At 73.7% G+C, this 20,264-nt stretch carries 17 protein-coding genes and 1 pseudogene; 2 read left to right on the forward strand and 16 right to left on the reverse strand.

Annotated features, from left to right (window positions below; all coding sequences use genetic code 11):
- The first annotated feature begins 427 nt into the window (after window positions 1–427).
- A complete protein-coding gene (locus ACH4S9_RS30660; RefSeq protein WP_361184119.1) occupies window positions 428–1,528 on the forward strand; it encodes a citrate synthase 2 in 1,101 nt (366 codons plus the stop codon).
- Here ACH4S9_RS30660 and ACH4S9_RS30665 read toward each other — a convergent pair.
- The 14 genes and pseudogenes from ACH4S9_RS30665 to ACH4S9_RS30730 all read right to left on the reverse strand — a co-directional run bounded on the left by ACH4S9_RS30665 (window position 1,465) and on the right by ACH4S9_RS30730 (window position 15,339).
- Complete coding sequence (locus tag ACH4S9_RS30665; protein WP_398374715.1) at window positions 1,465–2,148, reverse strand: TetR/AcrR family transcriptional regulator; 684 nt, start codon at window positions 2,146–2,148, stop codon at window positions 1,465–1,467. The genes ACH4S9_RS30660 and ACH4S9_RS30665 overlap by 64 nt on opposite strands.
- Window positions 2,145–2,951, reverse strand: a complete 807-nt coding sequence (locus tag ACH4S9_RS30670; RefSeq protein ID WP_398374717.1) for an enoyl-CoA hydratase family protein — start codon at window positions 2,949–2,951, stop codon at window positions 2,145–2,147. The genes ACH4S9_RS30665 and ACH4S9_RS30670 overlap by 4 nt, the downstream gene beginning before the upstream one ends.
- Window positions 2,948–4,534 carry a 4-coumarate--CoA ligase family protein gene (locus tag ACH4S9_RS30675; protein WP_385345362.1) on the reverse strand — a complete coding sequence of 529 codons (1,587 nt, stop codon included), beginning with the start codon at window positions 4,532–4,534 and terminating at the stop codon, window positions 2,948–2,950. Before ACH4S9_RS30675 ends, ACH4S9_RS30670 begins: the two co-directional genes overlap by 4 nt.
- A gap of 32 nt (window positions 4,535–4,566) precedes the next feature.
- The gene (locus ACH4S9_RS30680) at window positions 4,567–5,724 is read right to left on the reverse strand and encodes an acyl-CoA dehydrogenase family protein (protein ID WP_398374718.1); all 1,158 of its coding nucleotides are present in this window, start codon (window positions 5,722–5,724) and stop codon (window positions 4,567–4,569) included.
- A 187-nt stretch (window positions 5,725–5,911) separates the two neighbouring features.
- Window positions 5,912–8,095 (reverse strand): acetyl/propionyl/methylcrotonyl-CoA carboxylase subunit alpha, encoded by a 2,184-nt coding sequence (locus ACH4S9_RS30685; protein WP_398374720.1) that lies wholly within the window; start codon window positions 8,093–8,095, stop codon window positions 5,912–5,914.
- Window positions 8,096–8,109: 14 nt separating this feature from the next.
- Window positions 8,110–9,708: an acyl-CoA carboxylase subunit beta gene (locus tag ACH4S9_RS30690; protein ID WP_398374722.1), complete on the reverse strand. Its 1,599-nt coding sequence runs from the start codon at window positions 9,706–9,708 to the stop codon at window positions 8,110–8,112.
- Window positions 9,705–11,399, reverse strand: a complete 1,695-nt coding sequence (locus ACH4S9_RS30695; protein ID WP_398374724.1) for an acyclic terpene utilization AtuA family protein — start codon at window positions 11,397–11,399, stop codon at window positions 9,705–9,707. The genes ACH4S9_RS30690 and ACH4S9_RS30695 overlap by 4 nt, the downstream gene beginning before the upstream one ends.
- On the reverse strand, window positions 11,396–12,199 hold the full coding sequence (locus ACH4S9_RS30700; protein WP_398374726.1) for a TIGR03084 family metal-binding protein: 804 nt from the start codon (window positions 12,197–12,199) through the stop codon (window positions 11,396–11,398). Before ACH4S9_RS30700 ends, ACH4S9_RS30695 begins: the two co-directional genes overlap by 4 nt.
- A 133-nt stretch (window positions 12,200–12,332) precedes the next feature.
- On the reverse strand, window positions 12,333–12,518 hold the full coding sequence (locus ACH4S9_RS30705) for a DUF1737 domain-containing protein (RefSeq protein WP_398374728.1): 186 nt from the start codon (window positions 12,516–12,518) through the stop codon (window positions 12,333–12,335).
- 36 nt (window positions 12,519–12,554) lie between these two features.
- On the reverse strand, window positions 12,555–12,794 hold the full coding sequence (locus ACH4S9_RS30710; protein ID WP_361184144.1) for a hypothetical protein: 240 nt from the start codon (window positions 12,792–12,794) through the stop codon (window positions 12,555–12,557).
- Window positions 12,795–12,813: 19 nt separating this feature from the next.
- Window positions 12,814–13,047 (reverse strand): annotated as a pseudogene (locus ACH4S9_RS30715) (MFS transporter); the annotation flags it as partial.
- A gap of 138 nt (window positions 13,048–13,185) precedes the next feature.
- Window positions 13,186–13,692, reverse strand: a complete 507-nt coding sequence (locus ACH4S9_RS30720) for a hypothetical protein (RefSeq protein WP_398374730.1) — start codon at window positions 13,690–13,692, stop codon at window positions 13,186–13,188.
- Window positions 13,643–14,299 carry a DUF433 domain-containing protein gene (locus tag ACH4S9_RS30725; RefSeq protein WP_398374732.1) on the reverse strand — a complete coding sequence of 219 codons (657 nt, stop codon included), beginning with the start codon at window positions 14,297–14,299 and terminating at the stop codon, window positions 13,643–13,645. The genes ACH4S9_RS30720 and ACH4S9_RS30725 overlap by 50 nt, the downstream gene beginning before the upstream one ends.
- A 173-nt stretch (window positions 14,300–14,472) precedes the next feature.
- Window positions 14,473–15,339: a dihydrodipicolinate synthase family protein gene (locus tag ACH4S9_RS30730; RefSeq protein WP_398374734.1), complete on the reverse strand. Its 867-nt coding sequence runs from the start codon at window positions 15,337–15,339 to the stop codon at window positions 14,473–14,475.
- Between the two features lie 171 nt (window positions 15,340–15,510).
- On the opposite strand from ACH4S9_RS30730, the gene ACH4S9_RS30735 reads away from it, so the two are divergent.
- A complete protein-coding gene (locus ACH4S9_RS30735) occupies window positions 15,511–16,506 on the forward strand; it encodes a 2-hydroxyacid dehydrogenase (protein WP_398374736.1) in 996 nt (331 codons plus the stop codon).
- Between the two features lie 22 nt (window positions 16,507–16,528).
- Here ACH4S9_RS30735 and ACH4S9_RS30740 read toward each other — a convergent pair whose 3' ends face one another.
- Both ACH4S9_RS30740 and ACH4S9_RS30745 read right to left on the reverse strand, forming a co-directional pair.
- A complete protein-coding gene (locus ACH4S9_RS30740; protein WP_398374737.1) occupies window positions 16,529–19,510 on the reverse strand; it encodes an FAD-binding and (Fe-S)-binding domain-containing protein in 2,982 nt (993 codons plus the stop codon).
- Window positions 19,503–20,189 carry a TetR/AcrR family transcriptional regulator gene (locus ACH4S9_RS30745; protein WP_385350379.1) on the reverse strand — a complete coding sequence of 229 codons (687 nt, stop codon included), beginning with the start codon at window positions 20,187–20,189 and terminating at the stop codon, window positions 19,503–19,505. The genes ACH4S9_RS30740 and ACH4S9_RS30745 overlap by 8 nt, the downstream gene beginning before the upstream one ends.
- Window positions 20,190–20,264 lie beyond the last annotated feature (75 nt).

Here is a 20,264-nt window from a genome sequence, read left to right on the forward strand (position 1 = left end):
TCAACACCGCGCCTCGGGTACTGCCCCGAACGGGCGATTCCCCTGCCCCTTCCCGCCGCGCCGTAACCCTTTCCGCGCGGGCGGAGGCGTGTGCCGCTTCTCACGCTTCCCCGGGGGTACCTCAGACACCAGACTGTGGCTGGTCACGTGCCCGCCGGGCGGTACGCGCCCGGCACGGCCGGATGAGACCCGCCCGCACGGGGCATCACCGGGGTGTCCGGTACGGACCGCGAGCCGCGCGCGGCCGTGGAGCCGTCCCGGCGCCGAGCGCCCCACGACATCCCGGATCACCCGGTAGCCGGGCGCCCGAGTTCCGCCGTACCGTCCGAGTCCCACCCCCGTCCCCGCCGAACCCCCGCCGAGCCCCCGCCGAATTCGCCCCACCCGCCGCTCGTCCACCGTCGACCACATCACGAGGAGCCGCCTGATGTCCGACTTCGTACCCGGACTCGAAGGAGTCGTCGCGTTCGAGACGGAGATCGCCGAACCCGACAAGGCGGGCGGCGCGCTCCGCTACCGAGGCGTCGACATCGAGGACCTCGTGGGCCATGTCTCCTTCGGGAACGTATGGGGCCTGCTGGTCGACGGCGCGTTCAACCCCGGGCTGCCCGCCGCCGAGCCGTTCCCCATCCCCGTCCACTCCGGCGACATCCGCGTCGACGTGCAGTCCGCGCTGGCCATGCTGGCGCCCGTCTGGGGACTCAAACCGCTCCTCGACATCGACGAGGCGCAGGCCCGCGAGGACCTCGCCCGCGCCGCCGTGATGGCGCTGTCGTACGTCGCCCAGTCCGCGCGCGGCCAGGGCCTCCCCATGGTCCCGCAGCGGGAGATCGACAAGGCGGAGACCGTCGTGGAGCGCTTCATGCGGCGCTGGCGCGGCGAGCCCGACCCCAAGCACATCGCCGCCGTCGACGCCTACTGGACCTCGGCCGCCGAGCACGGCATGAACGCCTCCACGTTCACCGCCCGCGTCATCGCCTCCACCGGCGCCGACGTCGCCGCCGCGCTCTCCGGGGCGGTCGGCGCCATGTCCGGCCCGCTGCACGGCGGCGCGCCCTCCCGTGTGCTCCACATGATCGAGGAGATCGAGCGCACCGGCGACGCCACCGCCTACGTCAAGCAGGCCCTCGACCGCGGCGAGCGGCTCATGGGCTTCGGGCACCGCGTCTACCGCGCCGAGGACCCGCGCGCCCGCGTGCTGCGGCGCACCGCCAAGGAGCTGGGCGCGCCGCGCTTCGAGGTCGCCGAGGCGCTGGAGCGGGCGGCCCTCGACGAGCTGCACAACCGGCGGCCGGACCGGGTGCTGGCCACCAACGTCGAGTTCTGGGCGGCCATCGTCCTGGACTTCGCGGAGGTCCCGGCGCACATGTTCACCTCCATGTTCACCTGCGCCCGCACCGCCGGGTGGAGCGCGCACATCCTGGAGCAGAAGCGCACCGGCCGCCTCGTCCGCCCCTCCGCCCACTACATCGGCCCCGGCCCGCGCAGCCCGCACGACATCGAGGGCTGCACAGACCCCTCCCGCTGACCGCCGCGCAGGACGTCCTCGAGGATCCGCGCCCACTGCGCCACCACCCGGTCGCGGCGGGCGCGGTCGTCGGTGAGCAGGTTGGCGAGGCCGAGGCCGCGGGCCATGTCCAGGAAGCCCTGCACGGACTCCCGCACGCCCGGCACGGTCTCGTCAACGCCCAGCGCCTCCACCGCCATCCGGTGCGTCTCCCGGCCGATCCGCGCTTCCAGGGCGGCCACGCGCGCGCCCAGCTGCTCCTCGTACGAGGCCACCACCCACAGCTGGAGCGCGGCCCGGAACAGCGGGCCCGTGTACAGGTCCGCCAAGGCCTCGACCACGGCCGCGATCGACTCCCGCTCACCCTCGTGCCCGCCCTCGTGCGAGAACAGCGTGCGCAGGGCGGCCGAGCGCTCCTCGGCGACATGCTGTACCGCGGCCGTGAACAGGTCCTCGCGGGTCGGGAAATGATGCTGGGCCGCGCCCCGCGACACCCCCGCCCGCTCGGCCACCACCGCCACCGTGGACCTGGCCCAGCCGTGCTCGGCCAGACAGGCCACGGCCGCCTCCAGCAGCCGCTGCCGCGTCGCGCGGCTGCGGTCCTGCTTGGGGTCGCGCAGCGCGGCGCGCGGGGCGCTCACCGCGCCTCCCCGCCGCCGCGCACCGCGCCCGCGTCCTCCCGCGTCAGCTCCGACACCCACACCGGATCCCGCCGCTCCAGAAACGCCGCCATGCCCTCGCGGGCCTCGGCCGAGGCGAACAGCGCCGCAGACCGCTCCGCCAGCCGCTCCGCCTCCCGCTCGAAGACCCCCAGCACCTCCGCCGTGACCAGCCGCTTGGACTCGGCGAGCCCCTGCGGTGACCCGCGCCGCAGCCCGTCGAGCACCGGCGCGAGCAGCTCGTCCACGTCCGCTCCCGGGTCTCCCAGCGTCACCAGGCCGATCCGCGCCGCCTCCGCCGCGTCGAACCGCTCCCCCGTCAGGAAGTAGCGGGCCGCCGCGCGCGGGTCCAGCCGGCGCAGCAGCGGTATGGAGATCATCGCGGGCGCGAGCCCCAGCCGGGCCTCGGTGAAGGCGAAGCTCGCGCCCCCGCCCGCCGCCGCGATGTCGCACGCGCCCAGCAGCCCCAGGCCGCCCGCCCGGACATGCCCGGTCACCCGCGCCACCACCGGCTTCGGCAGCTCCACGATCGACCGCAACAGCGCGACCAGATCCAGCGCCGCCGACGCCGAGGGCGGCTCGCTCAGATCCGCGCCCGCGCAGAACGTGTTGCCGGTGTGCGTCAGCAGCACCGCCCGCGTGCCCGCGTCCCGCCCGGCCGCCGCCAGCGCCTCGCCCAGCTCGGCGACCAGCCGGGCGGAGAGCGCGTTGCGGTTGTGCGGCGAATCGAGGGTCAGCGCGGTGACACCGCGCGCGTGCGCGCGCCGTACGTGAGCGTCCGTCATGAGGCCGTCGTACTCCCTTCCCTGGCGCGCAGCTCACGCCTGAGGATCTTGCCGGTGGCCGAGCGCGGCACGGCGCCCGTGAACTCCACGCGCCGCACCTTCTTGTACGGGGCCACCCGCCCGGCAACGTACGCGATCACCTCGTCCGCCGACAGCGCGACCCCGGGCCGCGCCACCACATACGCCGTGGGGATCTCGTTGCCGTCCGCGTCGCGGACCCCGACCACCGCCGCGTCCACGATCCCCTCGTGCGTCAGCAGCACGGCCTCCAGCTCGGCGGGGGCCACCTGATAGCCCTTGTACTTGATCAACTCCTTGACGCGGTCCACCACGAACAGCCAGCCGTCCGCGTCCACATGCCCCACATCGCCGGTGCGCAGCCAGCCCTCCGCGTCGACCATCGCCTCCGACTCCGCCGCCCGGCCCAGATACCCCTTCATCACCTGCGGCCCCCGGATCAGGATCTCGCCGTCCTCCCCGACTCCCAGATCCCGCCGCGCCCCCGCCGTCTCCACGATGCGCATCTCGGTGCCCGGCATCAGCCTGCCGACCGTCCCCGGCGGCACGTCCCGCGCGGCGCGCGGCACCACATGGCAGCCCGGCGACAGCTCCGTCATCCCGAACGCCTGAAGCAGCGGCGGAATCCCCAGCCGCCGCGCACACGCCTCCGCCAGACCCGCGTCCAACGGCGCCGCCGCGCTCATCACATACCGCAGCGACGACAGGTCGTGCCCGCTGACCGCCGGATGCTTGGCGAGCGCCAGCACGATCGGCGGCGCCACGTACAGGCCGGTCACCCGGTGCTGCTCGATCGCCGCGAGAAACCGCTCCAGATCGAAGCGCGGCAGCACGATCACCGTCGCGCCGTCCCGCAGCGGCGCGTTCACCAGCGCCGTCAGCCCATAGATATGGAAGAACGGCAGCACCGCCAGAATCCGGTCCTCCGGCCCCGTCGGCACCAGCGGGCGCAGCTGCGCCAGATTCGTGGCCAGATTGCGGTGCGTCAGCATCACCCCCTTCGGGGTGCCCGTCGTCCCCGACGAGTACGGCAGCACCGCGATGTCCTCGCCCGGGTCGATCTCCACCACCGGCTCCGGCGCCGTGCACTCCAGCATCTCCGGAACCGACCGGTGACCCTCGACGGCGTCGCACACGAACACCTCGCGCACCCCGCCCGCCCGCTCCCCCGCCCGCCGCGCCACGCCCAGCAGCGCCGACGTGGTGACGATCCACTCCGCCTTCGCGTCCCGCAGCTGCTCCGCGAACTCGTCCGCCGTCGCCAGCGGATGCACCGTCGTCACCGCCGCGCCCGCGCGCGTCGCGCCGTACAACACCACCGGATACAGCACCGAGTTCGGGCTGTGCAGCGCCACCACGTCGCCCTTGCGCACCCCCGTCTCCGCCAGCGCCGCCGCGAACCGCCGCGTGGCGCGGTCCAGCTCCGCGTAGCTCAGCGCCGTGCCGTCCACCCCGTCCACCAGCGCGGGCCGGTCGCCGAACTCGGCGCTCGCCCGCGCCAGCACGGCCTCGTGGATGGGCAGGTCCAAGAGCGGGACATCCGGGTACTCACTGCGCCACGCCATCGCGGATCCCTCCGTAGGTCCTGGTCGGTCCGTCAGTACGACTTGGGCAGCCCGAGCGTCTGGTGCGAGACGAAGTTGAGGATCATCTCCCGGCTGACCGGCGCGATCCGCGCCACCCGCGCGGCCGTGATCAGCTTCGCCAGCCCGTACTCCGTCGTCAGGCCGTTTCCGCCCAGCGTGTGCACCGCCTGGTCGACCGACTTCACCGCCGCCTCCGCCGCCGCGTACTTCGCCATGTTCGCCGCCTCCCCCGCGCCCGCGTCGTCCCCCGCGTCGTAGAGGTGGGCCGCCTTCGCCATCATCAACCGCGCCAGCTCCAGTTCGATATGGGCCTGCGCGAGCGGATGTGCCACGGCCTGGTGCGCGCCGATCGGCTCCTTCCACACCTGGCGGACGCGCGCGTACTCCACGGCCTTCGCCAACGCGTGCCGGCCCATCCCCAGCGCGAACGCCGCCGTCATGATCCGCTCCGGGTTCAGCCCCGCGAACAGCTGGAGCAGCCCCGCGTCCTCGTCCCCCACCAGCGCCTCCGCCGGCAGCTCCACCTCGTCCAGCACCACCTCGAACTGCTTCTCCGCCGCCACGACCTCCATCGGGATGTGGTGGTATGAGAACCCGGGCGCCCCGCGCTCCACGATGAACAGGCACGGCTTGAGCCTGCCCGTGCGCGCGTCCTCCGTGCGGCCCACGATCAGCGTCGCGTCCGAGATGTCCACGCCCGAGATGAACACCTTCCGGCCGGTCAGCAGCCAACCGCCGCCGGGGGCGCGGCGGGCGGTGGTCGTGATGCGGTGCGAGTTGGATCCGGCGTCCGGCTCCGTGATGCCGAACGCCATCCGCTTGCTGCCGTCCGCGATCCCCGGCAGCCAGGCGCGCTTCTGCTCCTCCGTGCCGAAGCGCGCGATCACCGTGCCGCAGATCGCGGGCGAGACCACGAGCATCAGCAGCGGGCAGCCGGCCGCGCCCAGCTCCTCCAGCACGATGGACAGCTCGGCGATGCCGCCGCCTCCGCCGCCGTACTCCTCGGGCAGGTTCACGCCGAGATAGCCGAGCTTGCCGGCCTCGGCCCAGAGGGCGTCGGGGTCCGTTTTCTCGCTGCTGCGACGCTTGGCGAAGTCCGCTACGGCGGAGCGGAGGGCGGTGCGTTCGGGGCCGTCTATCAGGGGGCTGGTGCTCGGGTCATGGGTCATGTGCGGCTCCTCCCGGGTGCGGGCTACTGGTTGCGGTGCTCGGTACGGGGCGGGGCCGGGGCCTCCGGGGCTGTCACCCTGGACCGCATATTTACGGCGCCGGTGCCCGGAAACGCTGACTGGGCCGGAACTTCGCGCCACAAATATGCGTAAGCGTCCAGGGCACCACCCCTGCACCCCCGTCCCCTCACGTCTCGTCCCCCTCCGCCACCACCACCGCCAATACCGCCCCGACCTCGACCTGCCGGCCCGGGGTGGCGTGCAGCGCGGAGAGCACACCGGCGGCGGGCGCCGTGACCCGGTGTTCCATCTTCATGGCCTCCAGCCACAGAATCGGCTGCCCCGCCTCGACCCGGTCGCCGACCGCCACCTCGGCGAGGCGGACGACCGTGCCCGGCATGGGGGCCAGCAGCGAGCCCGGTTCGGTACGGGCCGTCGGGTCGGGGAAGCGGGGTAGGGCGGTGAAGGCGTGGCAGCCGAGGGGCGAGTCGACGTAGACGTCCTCGCCGTACGTGTCGACGTGGAATGTTCGGCGTACGCCATCGATCTCCAACACGGCCTGATGGGGGTTCAATTCAAGCAGGCGGGTGTTCGGGTGGTCGTCCGCGATCAGGCCCTGGCGGGTCAGGCGGTAGCGGACCTCGTGCTCGGTGCCGTCGGGCTCGGAGCGGTAGCTCTTGATCTGCGGCTGCGACGGTACGTTGCGCCACCCGCCGAGCCGCCCGGCCACGGTCGCCGGCCGCCGCGCCGCGTCAGCCAGGGCGGCGGCGAGTGCGGCGAGGGGGGCGGTGTCGTCGTCGGTGGCGGTGAGTTCCCCGAGGTGCCGTTCGAGGAAGCCGGTGTCCATGCGGGCGTCCTCGAACGCGGGGTGGCGCAACGCCCGTACGAGCAGCTCCCGGTTGGTGACGGGCCCGTGCAGCCGGGCCCGTTCCAGGGCGTGTGCGAGGCGGCGCAGGGCCTCGGCTCGGGTGGGCGCCCAGGCGATGACCTTGGCGAGCATCGGGTCGTAGTGGATGGTGATCTCGTCGCCGTCGGACAGTCCCGAGTCGACCCGCAGCCAGTCCTGGCCGGGGCCGAGGTCCACCGGCGGGGAGCCGCCGACGAGACGGGAGGGGGCGGGGGTGCAGGGGTGGTGCCCTGGACGCTTACGCATATTTGTGGCGCCAAGTTCCGGGTTCCCCGCGGTTCCGGGCACCGGCGCCGTAAATATGCGGTCCAGGGTGACAGCCCCGGAGGCCCCGTCCCCGGACCCGCCACGAACACCCTGCGCACCCCCCACCGGCCCGGCACCAACAGCAGGCGCACCCCCCACCGGGCCGGCCGCGAACGACAGCCGGTGCATCACCCCCGTCCCCGGGCGCCACCCCCGCGCCGGGTCCTCCGCGTACAGCCGGGCCTCCACCGCGTGGCCGTGGGGCGGGGGTGGCTCCGCGGGCAGGGGTACGCCCTCCGCGACCCGTAGTTGCAGCGCCACCAGGTCCACCCCGTACACGCGCTCCGTCACCGGGTGCTCCACCTGGAGCCGGGTGTTCATCTCCAGGAAGTACGGTCGCCCGTCCCGCCCCACCAGGAACTCCACCGTCCCCGCCCCCCGGTAGCCGATCGCGCGCGCCGCGCCGACCGACGCCTCGTCGAGGGCGTGGCGCAGCTCGTCGGTGAGCCCGGGGGCCGGGGCCTCCTCGATGACCTTCTGGTGGCGGCGCTGGAGGGAGCAGTCGCGGGTGCCGAGCGCCCAGACCGTGCCGTGCGCGTCGGCGAGGATCTGCACCTCGACATGGCGGGCGCCCTCGACGTACGGCTCCAGGAAGACCTCCGCGTCGCCGAAGGCGGACAGCGCCTCCGCGCGGGCGGAGGTCAGTTCGGCCGGGAGGGCCGCGAGGTCGTGTACCACGCGCATACCGCGCCCGCCGCCGCCCGCTGCCGCCTTGACGAGGAGGGGGAGGTCGTCGGGCGTGGCGCGGTCGGGGTCGACGGGGGCGAGGAGGGGGACACCAGCGGCGCGCATGAGGTCTTTGGCGCGGGTCTTGGAGGCCATGGCCTCGATCGCCTCGGCCGGGGGCCCGATCCACAGCAGGCCCGCGTCGGTGACGGCGCGGGCGAAGCCGGCGTTCTCGGAGAGGAATCCGTAGCCGGGGTGGACGGCGTCGGCGCCGGCCGCGAGGGCGGCTTTGACGATGAGGTCGGCGCGCAGATACGTGTCGGCGGGGGCGGCGCCGGGGAGCCGTACGGCCGCGTCGGCCTCGCGGGTGTGGGGCGCGGCGGCGTCGGGGTCGGAGTGGACGGCGACGGTGGCGATGCCGAGTTCGCGGCAGGTGCGGAAGATCCGGCGGGCGATTTCCGCGCGGTTGGCGACGAGGAGGGATCGGATCACGGGTTTGAAAATCCTCACATCCGGAAGACGCCGAAGCCGCCGCGCGCGCCCTCAAGGGGCGCGGTGTGGATCGCGGAGAGGCACAGGCCGAGGACGGTGCGGGTGTCGCGGGGGTCGATGACGCCGTCGTCGTACAGCCGCCCGGAGAGGAACAGGGGGAGCGACTCGGACTCGATCTGCTGTTCCACCATGGCGCGGAGGGCGGCGTCGGCGTCCTCGTCGTACGGCTGCCCCTTGGCGGCGGCGGACTGGCGGGCGACGATCGACAGGACGCCGGCGAGCTGCTGGGGTCCCATGACGGCGGACTTGGCGCTGGGCCAGGCGAAGAGGAAGCGGGGGTCGTAGGCGCGGCCGCACATGCCGTAGTGCCCGGCGCCGTACGAGGCACCGATGAGGACGGAGAGGTGGGGGACGCGGGAGTTGGAGACGGCATTGATCATCATCGCGCCGTGTTTGATGATCCCGTCCTGCTCGTACTCGCGGCCGACCATGTAGCCGGTGGTGTTGTGGAGGAAGAGGAGCGGGATGTCGCGCTGGTTGGCGAGCTGGATGAACTGCGCGGCCTTCTGGGACTCGGCGGAGAACAGGACGCCTTGGGCGTTGGCGAGTATGCCGATCGGATAGCCGTGGAGGGTGGCCCAGCCGGTGGCGAGGCTGGGGCCGTAGCGGGGCTTGAACTCGTCGAAGTCGGAGGCGTCGACGATCCGGGCGATGACCTCGCGGGGGTCGAAGGGGACTTTGAGGTCGCCGGGGACGATGCCGAGGAGTTCGTCGGGGTGGTATTTCGGGGGCTCGGCGGGGCCCGGGTCGGGTTGCGCCTTGCGCCAGTTGAGGCGGGCGACGACGCGGCGGGCCTGGCGGATGGCGTCGGGCTCGTCGAGGGCGAGGTAGTCGGCGAGGCCGGAGGTGCGGGCGTGCATCTCGGCGCCGCCGAGGGATTCGTCGTCGCTCTCCTCGCCGGTGGCCATCTTGACCAGGGGCGGGCCGCCGAGAAAGACCTTGGACCGCTCCTTGACCATGATCACGTGGTCGGACATCCCGGGGATGTACGCGCCTCCGGCGGTGGAGTTGCCGAAGACGACGGCGATGGTGGGGATGCCATCGGCGGACAGGCGGGTGAGGTCGCGGAACATCGCGCCGCCGGGGATGAAGATCTCTTTCTGGCTGGGGAGATCGGCGCCGCCGGACTCGACGAGGCTGATGACGGGGAGGCGGTTGGCGCGGGCGATCTCGTGGGCGCGCAGGGACTTCTTGAGGGTCCAGGGGTTGCTGGCCCCGCCGCGCACGGTCGGGTCGTTGGCGCTGATCAGGCACTCGACGCCCTCGATGATGCCGATGCCGGTGACGACGGAGGCGCCGACGGGGTAGTCGCTGCCCCAGGCGGCGAGCGGCGAGAGTTCGAGGAACGGGGTGTCGGGGTCGAGCAGCAGCTCGATGCGCTCGCGGGCGAGGAGCTTGCCGCGCTTGCGGTGGCGGGCGACGTACTTCTCGCCGCCTCCGGCGAGGGCTTTTGCGTGCTCGGCTTCGAGCTCGGCGAGCTTGGTGAGCATGGCCTCGCGGTGGACGGCGTAGTCGGCGCCGTGCGGGTCGAGGGCGGAGGCGAGCCGGGTCACAGGAGGTCCTCCGGTATGTCGAGGTGACGCGAGCGCAGCCACTCGCCGACGGCCTTGGCCTGCGGGTCGAACCGGGCCTGGGCGGCGACGCCCTCGCCGAGGAGGCCGTCCACGACGAAGTTGAGGGCGCGCAGGGCGGGGAGCGTGTGGCGGGTGACGGGCAGGCCGTCGGTCTCGGGGAGCAGCGCGCGGAAGCGGTCGGGGGTGAGGGTGTGGGCCAGCCAGCGCCAGGCGTCGTCGGTGCGGGCCCAGACGCCGACGTTGGCGGCTCCGCCCTTGTCGCCGCTGCGGGCCCCGGCGACCAGGCCGAGCGGGGCGCGCCGGGTGGGGCCTGGCGGGAGCGGGGGCGGCAGGGGCGGTTCGGGGACGGGGGTGAGGGGGGTGGTGGTGGCGGGTGGGGGGATGGGCGTGCTGGTGCCGTCGGGGAGTACGGCGGTGTGCGGGACGTCGGTGGTGGGGGTGTGCGCCGTTTCGAAGACGCCGTACGGGGAGCCCTTGCCGGGCGGGGCGGTGACGTGGAAGCCGGGGTATCCGGCGAGCGCCAGCTCGACGGCGGCGCCGCTGACCGCGCGGCCGATCTTTTCCGGGTCCGGGTCGCGGACGGTGAGGCGGAGGAGGGCGCTGGCGGCCTCTTCGGTGTCGGCGTCGGGGTGGTCGGTACGGGCGAGGGTCCAGCGCACCTCGGCGGGGCGGCGCTTGGCCAGGGCCGCCTCCATCTGGTCGCGTACGAGGGCGGCTTTGGGCTGGATGTCGAGGCCGGTGAGCACGAAGACGACCTCGTTGCGCCAGCCGCCGAGGCGGGTGAGGCCGACCTTGAGCGTCGGCGGGGGCGGCTCGCCCTTCACGCCGTGGACCCGCACCCGGTCCGGGCCGTCCTGGGTGAGCCGTACGGTGTCGAGGCGGGCGGTGACGTCGGGCCCGGGGTAGCGGGCACCGGCCGTCTCGTAGAGGAGCTGGGCGGTGACGGTGGAGACGGTCACCGCGCCGCCGGTGCCCGGGTGTTTGGTGATCACGCAGGAGCCGTCGGGGTGGATCTCGGCGAGCGGGAAGCCGGGGCGGCGTATGTCGTGCTCGGTGAAGAAGGCGTAGTTGCCGCCGGTGGCCTGGGCGCCGCACTCCAGGATGTGCCCGGCGACCACGGCCCCGGCGAGCGCGTCCCAGTCGTCCGCGCGCCAGCCGAAGTGCGCGGCGGCGGGCCCGGTGACGAGGGCGGCGTCGGTGACCCGCCCGGTGACGACGATGTCGGCGCCGGAGCGGAGGCAGGCGGCGATCCCGGCGCCGCCGAGGTAGGCGTTGGCGGTGAGGGTGTGGGCCGGCCAGTCGTGGGTGGTGCGGAGGTCGTCGCCGGTGATGTGGGCGACGCGGGCGGCGAGGCCTTGTTGGGCGGCGGAGGCGCGTATCGCGTCGGCGAGCCCGGCCGGGTTGAGCCCGCCCGCGTTGCTGACGATCCGTACGCCGCGCTCCTTGGCGAGCGCGAGGGTGTCGTCGAGCTGGTGGAGGAAGGTGGTGGCGTAGCCGCGCGCCGGGTCCTTCTGGCGCTCCCGGCCGAGGATGAGCATGGTCAGCTCGGCGAGGTAGTCGCCGGTCAGCACGTCGAGGGGGCCGCCGGTGAGCATCTCGCGCATGGCGTCGAGGCGGTCGCCGTAGAAGCCGGAGCAGTTGCCGATGCGGAGGGGTGGCTTCGACGTCATACGCGACCCTCGCCCGTGCGCCCCGGGGCCCGGCCCTTGCCGGGCGGTCCGGCGAAGGCCTGGGCGATGTCCAGCCACCGCTCCGCGTCCGGCCCTTCGGCCCGGACCGCCAGGTCCGCGCGGTGCGCGCGCTGGGTGACGAGCAGGCAGAAGTCCAGCGCGGGGCCGGTGACCCGCTGGGGCGCGTCCTCGGGTCCGTACGTCCACAGCTCCCCGCCGGGGGCGCGCAGTTCGACCCGGAACTCCTCGGCGGGCGGCTCGAGACCGCGCACCGCGTACGCGAAGCCCCGCGCCCGCACGCCGATCCGGGCCACATGCCGCAGCCGGGCGGTGGGCGCGCGGCGGACGCCGAGCGTGTCGGCGATGTCCTGTCCGTGCGCCCAGGTCTCCATCAGCCGGGCGGTCGCCATGGACGCCACGCTCATCGACGGCCCGTACCACGGCAGCCGCGCCCCGGCGGGCTGCCCGGCCAGTACGCGCCGCAGCCGCTCCCGCCCCTCGCGCCAACGCCGCAGCAGCTCCGCGGGCGGCAGCGCCGCGCCGAGTTCGGCGGCCTCGTCCACGAACCTGTCCGGCTCTGCGGCGGCCTTCCGCACCTCGGCCGCGAACCCCGCCGGGTCCGTGGCCGCCTGCGCCGCCCGCTCGTCGGTCCAGGCGAGATGGGCGATCTGATGCGCGATGGTCCAGCCCGCGGCGGGCGTCGGCGCGGCCCACGCCTCCTCCGCGAGCCCGGCCACCAGGCCGTCCAACTCCTCGCCCTCGGCGAGCAAATCGCCGAGCACGACCTCCGTATCGGACACGCTGCGCTCCCGTCGTGTGGGGTCCCTGTCGTGCGTCCCGGGAAGGGAGCGTGGCAGCGCGGCGAGAAACAATCAAGCGCGCTTGCATGATTTTGCCGCCCGGTCCCGTCCGGCCCAGCGGGACAGAAGGTCCTTACGGGCGCGTCGGCCAGATCATCGCCTGGGCGACGATGACGCGCTCACCGTTGAAGGTGACGGCAGGGCCTTCGTGCAGTTCGTAGCCGAGAGCGATCGCTTCGCTCACGCGTCGGCAGAACGTGGCGTCGTCCGGTCCGGTCAGGACGCGGTAGACGGGCAGCCCGTCTGGTGGTGTGTTCATGAGGAAGAGAATCCCAGACGGCCCCGGCCCCACGGCTCAGTCGGAACCGCTGCCGGTGAGCGATGGTTCATCGGCGTGGACGGCGGCCACCACTCTGCCTCCCGTGCTGCGGGCGCGCCCGGCCAGCAGGGCGATCAGCAGGGGCGGCAGGAGCAGCAGCCCGAAGGCGGCCCCGTAACCGGCCATCGTGGAGGCGCCCATCGCCACGCAGGTGTTGAGCGTGGCGAAGGCCAGGGCCATCACTGTGACCTGGCCGAGGTTCTGGCTGGTCTGCATCGCGCCGCTGGTGTGGCCCAGCCGACCTGCCGCCCACCACCCCTCCCAGCAGACTCGCCGTCACAAAGCACCCCGCGACCACGGGGAACAGCGACACCCCGTCCAGGTCCCGGGCCGCGGTCGGCAGGGTCGGCACCACGGCGAGCGCGGCGAACCCGGTCAGGAACATCACCGCCGCGAAGCTCGCGGTGGCGGCCGCGTACGTCCGGGAGAACAGCCCCCGCGCCTTCGAAGCCTTCGAACCTTCGGTCACGAGCGCGCAAGCTAATTGGTATGCACCAAGCCGTGCCACTGGTTTTCGCGAGTGACCAGGCGGCACTTGACGGGTTTAACCACGGGTAGAGGCTCACCGTGTCAAGGCCAGAGGGGAGCTCGGCATGCCCGACAACGGTCAGGACCACCTCGGCGTGTGGTTGTGCGACATCCGGAAGCGTCGACGGCTGAAACAGCGAGGCCTGTCGGATGCCAGGGCTACGGCCACTTCTTCTCGATGCGGTCTTCGTAGACGGCGTAGATGGCGGCTTCGCCCCGGGCTACGGCTCGGTAAATGGCCACCTGTTGGCTGTGGAACCGGTGCACCTTGTCCGCAATCAGCAGGTCCTTCTTTGCTCAGGTAGAACAAGGGGTTGCCACCGTCGTCAAGAGCACCGCGCTCATGCGCGCGGTACCGGATCCTCTCGTCCTGGGTCAGCAGAGCCCACCCATTGGCCAGCCCGCAAGCGATCCACTCCTCGTCCGGGACATGCTGCCCGTCATCGGCGTACACCTCGCCGAGATGGCGCACGGACCACCCGGCCTCCCGCAGCAGCGCGACGGTACGGCGCCCCAAGGAGCGGTCGGCAAGGAACTCAGGCGGCTCGTCGGCGGGTTGTCCGGCAGATCGCTTCGACCTGCTCACGCGTCAGCCCGTACTCGTCCGCGACGGTCTCCAGCGACTCCCCGGCCTCCCACAGACCGACGATCGCCTCCACCTGGACCTTGTTCTCGGCGACGACCGGCGCGCCCCAGCCGAACCGCGGATCGATGATCACCGGGGCGACGTCCGGATACTGGCGCAGGCGTAGTCGGTAGGGGTACTGATCGCCGCTCTCCCATGCGATGTAACGCAGGTAGTCGGTGATCACCTCTCTGATGGGCCGCTGACCGTCGCGGGCGCGAGCCAGATCGCCATCCGCGTACTCCACGAAGATGTCCACGCCATCGGTGGCGATTCGCCGGGTGGCCAGCCCGTACTCGTCGCCGAACGCCAAGCGGACGGCTTCCGCCGCCTCCCTGATCTTGGACATGCTCAGACAGTCGCGCAGCGAGCGGAGCACATACGCCTCGACGATCGCCACGAACGGGATCGACGGCCAGCCGCGCTTGACCGGCTGGACGCCGTGCACGAGCGGGGATCCGGCGGCGCTCTCGCGGTGCAGCCAGCGCTGGAGCGTACGGTCGGGAATGTCCAAGTGCCGGGCGGCGTCCTGGACGCTCAGAAGCGGGTCGCTGAAGCGGTCCACCATCGCCGGAACCCTCCCGTTTCGGACCATTTTTGAGCACAGCGTTTGTCCACCCCCACGGTATGCCGAGCCCCGCAGGCTTAACGAGAGCGGGTGCGCCCAGGCATCACGGTCAGGCCGCAAATCACCCGAACGAGACCTTCCGGCCGGCGCGGTGGGCCGCCTCAGCTCCCGTGTCAGCCTTGGATCTCCCGCCCCAGCGCCTCGATCGCTGCGGCCGTCTCCGGGTCCGGGTCGCCGACGGTCATGCGGGAGGTGCCGGCGGAGAGCCCGCGGGTGTGCTGGGCGTGCTTGATACGGCCGATGCTGGGGCCAAGGAGGTCGACCGTGCGGTCGACGCGGTCCTGGAGGGCGGGCAGGTCGTCGGCGCCGGAGGCCAGTGCGGCGGCCAGGGCGAGGAAGGGCTCGGGGAAGGCGGCCGAGCAGCCGGAGACGGCACCGGCGCCGCCGGCGGCGAGGACGTCGGCGAGGCGGCGGTCGTTGCCGGAGTAGACCTCGAAGTCGTCGGGGAGTTCGGCGCGGTAGGCCGCGACCTCGGTGGAGGGCGCGCCGCTCAGCTTGACGCCGGTCAGGCCGCAGGAGGCGGCCAGCTTGCCGAAGAGGACCGGATCGACCGTCAGGCCGCTGCGCTCGGGGAAGAGATACGCGTACAGCTGGGCGGTGGGGGCGGCCTCCCGGATGCGGCCGAAGTACGCGAGGAGTTCGTCGGCGCTCGCGGGGAGGTAGTACGGGGTCAGCGCGGCCAGCCGGCGGGCGCCGGCCGCCACGGCCGCGCGGGCCAGCCGGGCGGCGCCGTGGGCGTCGGGGGCGCCGATGTGGGCGATGACGCCGTCGGCGCCTGCTTCCGCGAGGGCGGTCTCGGTCAGCAGCATGCGCTCGCCCTCGCTGAGGGCGGGGAACTCACCGGTTGTGCCCGCGACGAGCAGCTGTCCGGTGGTGCGGGCGGCGAACGCGTACTGGGCGCGGGCGGCGGGCAGGTCGAGGTCGCCATCCGCGGTGAACGGGGTGGTCAGGGCGGTGACGACGGTGCGCTGAGCGGTCATGGTCCGGTTCCTTTCCTCGGCGGTGCGGGTGGGGGCGTGGCGCGGAGCGTCAAGGCCGCCCCGGGTCACGCTCACGGGTAACCGTTATCGGTTAACCGTTGACATGATCTTAAGGGGTGGCGAAAACTCTTGGCGTCCCCACACCCTGGATGACCTCTGGAGCCGCCCGCCATGCCCGACGACCACCTCGTGACCCTGTATCACCTCAATGACCTGGGCCCCGATGAGCTGCGGCGGCTGCTGCCCGGCCACCCGGACCTGCGCATCACCGAGATCGGCCCCGACGAGGACCCGCACGACCACCGGGCGGCGCTCGCCGACGCGACGGTCGTCCTCGCCCCGCTGGAGAAGGAGCGCCGCATCACCGCGGAGCTGCTGGCTCAGATGAGGCGGTGCCGCCTCGTGCAGTCCGTGGCCGTCGGCTTCGACGGGGTCGACCACCGCGCCGCGGCCGAGCTGGGCATCCCGGTCGCCAACCTCCCCGGGTTCAACGCCGACGCCGTCGCCGACTGGGCGGTCGGCGCGCTGCTGTATCTGGTGCGGCACTACGCGGCCGGGCACGCCCGGATCGCCGGGGGCGGCTGGGGCCCCGAGGGGCTGCGCGGGCGCGATCTGGCCGCGCTGACCGTGGGCATCGCCGGGTTCGGCACCATCGGCCGGGCCGTCGCGCGGCGCCTCGACGCGTTCGGCAGCCGTGTGCTGGTGCATGACCCCGTGCCGTCCGAGCCGGAGCGCGAGTACGTGCCCCTGGACGAACTCGCCGCCCGCTCCGATGTGCTGACCCTGCACATGCCGCTGAACGACGCCACCCGCGGCCTCGTCGGCGACGCCCTGCTGACCCGTATGCACCAGGGCTCGTACGTGATCAACGCAGGGCGCGGCGGGGTCCTCGACGAGGACGCGCTCGTACGGGCCCTGGACAGCGGGCAGTTGGCCGGGGCCGCGCTCGACGTGTTCGCCGAGGAGCCGCTGCCCGCCGGCTCCCCGCTGCGCGGCCGGTCCGACGTGCTGCTCACCCCGCACACCGCGGGCGTCACCCACGAGGCGTACCACGCGATCAGGGCGCGGCTGGTCGAGAGCCTGGACCGGGTGCTGTCGGGCCAGGCGCCCCGCAACGTCGTCAACGGCGTCATCGTCAACCACGCCCAGCCCGCCCCGGCCAGGTGAGCACGCGGTAGATGTGCGTGCGTCAGGGCAGCCGCTCGGCCAGGACCTCCGCGAGGTGGCGGGCCCGGCGCCCTGCCAGCTGGTCGAGCTGCGTACGGCAGGAGAAGCCGTCCGCGAGGACTTCGGCGGCGGGGTCGGCGCCGCGTACGGACGGCAGCAGTTGCTCTTCCGCGCAGGCGACGGAGACGTCGTAATGCCCCCGCTCGAAGCCGAAGTTGCCGGCCAGCCCGCAGCACCCGCCGCTCAGCTCGCCCGTCAGGCCCGCGCGGGCGCGCAGTCGGCGCTCCGCCGCGTCGCCGAGGACCGCGTGCTGGTGGCAGTGGGTCTGCCCGACGGCCGGGCGGTCGATCTTCGGGGGCCGCCAGTCGGGGGCGTGGTCCTCCAGCGCCTGGGCGAAGGTGGTGACGGAGTCGGCGAGGCGGGCGGCGCGGGGGTCGGCGGTGCCGAGGAGTTCGGGCAGATCGGTGCGGAGCGCGGCGGCGCAGCTGGGCTCCAGGCCGACCACGGGCAGCCCGGCGTCCAGGGCCGGGGCCATGACGTCCAGGGTGCGCCGCATGACGGACCGGGCCCGGTCGAGCTGCCCCGTCGACACCCAGGTCAGCCCGCAGCACACCGGCCCCGGCGGCACGACCACCCGCAGCCCGGCCGCCTCCAGCACCCGCACCGCGGCCTGCCCGACGGACGGGGAGAGGTAGTTGGTGAAGGTGTCGGGCCACAGCACGACGGTGGGGGTCTGTGCGCGGCCGCCGGCCCGCGCCGCCTCGCCCGCCCACGGGCGGGCCGCCCCCGCGGCGGGCTGCCCCGGCGCGGACGCGCCACCGCCGCCCGGCCCGGCGCCCGGGCCGCCCCGCTCGTCGCTGCCGCCCCGCGCAGCGGCCCGCGCCCGCCTGCGCCACCAGCGGGTGAAGGGCTCCGGGGCCAGCTCGGGGATGTCGCGTTCCGGCGCGATGCCGCCGACTCGCTTCGCGAGCGCGGCCAGCGGCGCCACGCCCGCCAGCGCGTTGGCGACCGGCGCCGCCCGGAGCGCGGCGGCGGCCCGGAGCCAGACCGGCAGCCGGCCCATCGAGTAGTGCGCGGCGGGCCGCAGCCGGCCCTCGTAGTGGTGGTGCAGGAACTCCGCCTTGTACGTGGCCATGTCCACCCCGACCGGGCAGTCGCTGCGGCACCCCTTGCACGACAGGCACAGGTCGAGCGCTCCGCGCACCTCCTCCGAGCGCCAGCCGTCGCGCACGACCTCGCCCGCGAGCATCTCGTGCAGCAGGCGGGCGCGGCCGCGCGTGGAGTGCTGTTCGTCGCCGGTGGCGCGGTACGAGGGGCACATCACGGCCGCGCCGGAGACGGACTCGTTGCGGCACTTGGCGACGCCCACGCAGCGCCGCACCGCCGCCGCGAAGTCGCCGTTGTCGTGCGGATAGCCGAACTCCACGTCCACCGGGCGGCTGGGCAGCACGGCGAAGCGCAGGTTCTCCTCCATGCGCTGCGGGCGGGCGAGGGCGCCGGGGTTGAGGCCGCCCGCCGGGTCCCACAGGTCCTTGAAGCGGGAGAAGAGCCCGACCATCTCGTCGCCGTACATCCTGGGCAGCAGTTCGGCGCGCGCCAGGCCGTCGCCGTGTTCGCCGGAGAGCGAGCCGCCGTGGGCGACGACGAGGTCGGCGAGGTCGGTGGAGAAGCCGCGGAAGACCCGGATCCCGGCCTCGGTGAGCAGGTCGAAGTCGATGCGTACGTGGATGCAGCCGTCGCCGAAGTGCCCGTACGGCGTGCCGCGCAGCCCGTGCTGGGCCATCAGCGCGCGGAAGTCGCGCAGATACGCGCCGAGTCGGGCGGGCGGCACGGCGCAGTCCTCCCAGCCGGGCCAGGCCTCGCTGCCGTCGGGCATGCGCGTGGCGGTGCCGGAGGCGTCCTCGCGGATCCGCCACAGGGCGCGCTGCCCGGCCGGGTCGGCGACGACGGTGTGGTCGGTGGTGGCGTCGGCGGCCGCACGGGCCAGGGCCTCGGCGCGGGCCAGGGCCTCCGCCCGGGTCTCGCCGCCGACCTCGGCGAACAGCCAGGCGCCGCCCCCCGGCAGCCCGGTCGCCCCCGCGACCAGGTCGGCGGCCATGCCCTCGACGGTGAGCGGGCCGTGGGGCAGCAGGGTGTGGGCGGCCTCGGCGGCGGCGCTCTCGTCGGGGTAGCCGAGGACGGCGAGCGCGCGGGCGGCGGGGGCGTCCACGAGGCGTACGGTCGCCTCGGTCAGCACGCCCAGGGTGCCCTCGCTGCCGGTGAGCGCGCGGGCCACATCGGCGCCCTTCTCGGGCAGCAGCGCGTCCAGGGCGTAGCCGGAGATGCGGCGGGGCAGTTCGGGGAAGCCGGTGCGCAGCAGGGCGAGGTTGGCGTCGACCAGGGCGCGCAAGGCCTCCCGCAGCCGTGGGGGCAGCCCGTCCAGGCCGCGCCCGGCGCGCAGCCGTTCGCCGCCGTACGTCACGACGTCCAGCTCCCGTACGTTGTCGGCGGTGGTGCCCCAGGCGACCGAGTGGGAGCCGCACGAGTTGTTGCCGATCATGCCGCCGAGGGTGCAGCGGCTGTGGGTGGACGGGTCGGGGCCGAAGGTCAGCCCATGGGCACCGGCCGCCGCCCGTAGGTCGTCGAGGATCACACCGGGCTGGACGACGGCGGTGCGCGCGTCCGGGTCGAGGGAGACGATGGACCGCATGTGGCGGGTGAAGTCGAGGACGACGCCGACCCCGGTGGCCTGTCCGGCGATCGATGTGCCGGCCCCGCGCGCCACCACGGGCACCGCGCGCTCGCGGCACACGGCGAGCGCGGCGGCGACGTCGTCGGCGTCGCGCGGCGCGACGACCCCGGCGGGCACCCGGCGGTAGTTCGACGCGTCCATCGTCATCAGCGCGCGGCTCGTCGTGTCGAAGGAGACCTCGCCGCGCACGGCCCGGCGCAGGGCCCGCTCCAGGTCTTGTGCTTCGCCTGTCTTGTCTGCTCCGCCTGCTCCGTCTGCCTCGTGATCAACCATGTTTCCCATGGTCCCCGGCGAGGGCCCGGATGAGAATGTCGAGTTCCGTTTCAAAGACCTGGTCGTGTGTCACGGCGCGCAGATGGGGCGCCAGCGCGGCGAGCCGGGGGGCGTCGGCGCGCCGCTCGGCCGCGTCGAGGAGCGCGGCGTTGCGCCGGGGCGTGGTCGGGTCACCCTGGGCGGCCTCCCGGTGGGCGCGGCCGAGAACGAGGTCGATGAAGACGAGGTAGTAGCGGGCGGTGGTCGGCTCGTCGTGGCCCGCCTCGGAGAGGGTCTCGACGATCGTCTCGGCGAGGCGCAGCCCGCCGGGGCCGTGGTTGCCGCGGATCACGATGAGTTCGGCGAGCCCGGGGTAGGCGGTGAGCCGCCGGTGCATGCCGTGCGCGAGGTGGCGCAGCCGTTGCTGCCAGGGGCCGTTTCGGGCCTCGTCGGGGATCACCTCGGACTCGGCCACGGCGTCGGCGACCAGGCCGAGCAGCGCGTCCTTGTCGGGGATGTGCCGGTACAGCGCCATCCGCGAGGCGCCCACCTCGGCCGCCAGCCGCCGGATGGTCAGCGCGGCCATGCCCTCCCTGCGGGCCAGGGCGACCGCCGTCTCGACGATGTGCGCCCGGTCCAGGCTGCCCCAGGCGCGCCGCTCCCCCGCACCTGAACCATCTTCCAAGGCTTGCGTGTTCACGTGCCGAACCGTACCGGGCAACAACTTGCGGACAGTGTCCGCAAGTTCCTAAGGTATGCCTCACCTAACTACCTC

This window comes from Streptomyces sp. NPDC021225 (assembly GCF_044332865.1).
Taxonomy (GTDB): Bacteria; Actinomycetota; Actinomycetes; order Streptomycetales; family Streptomycetaceae; genus Streptomyces.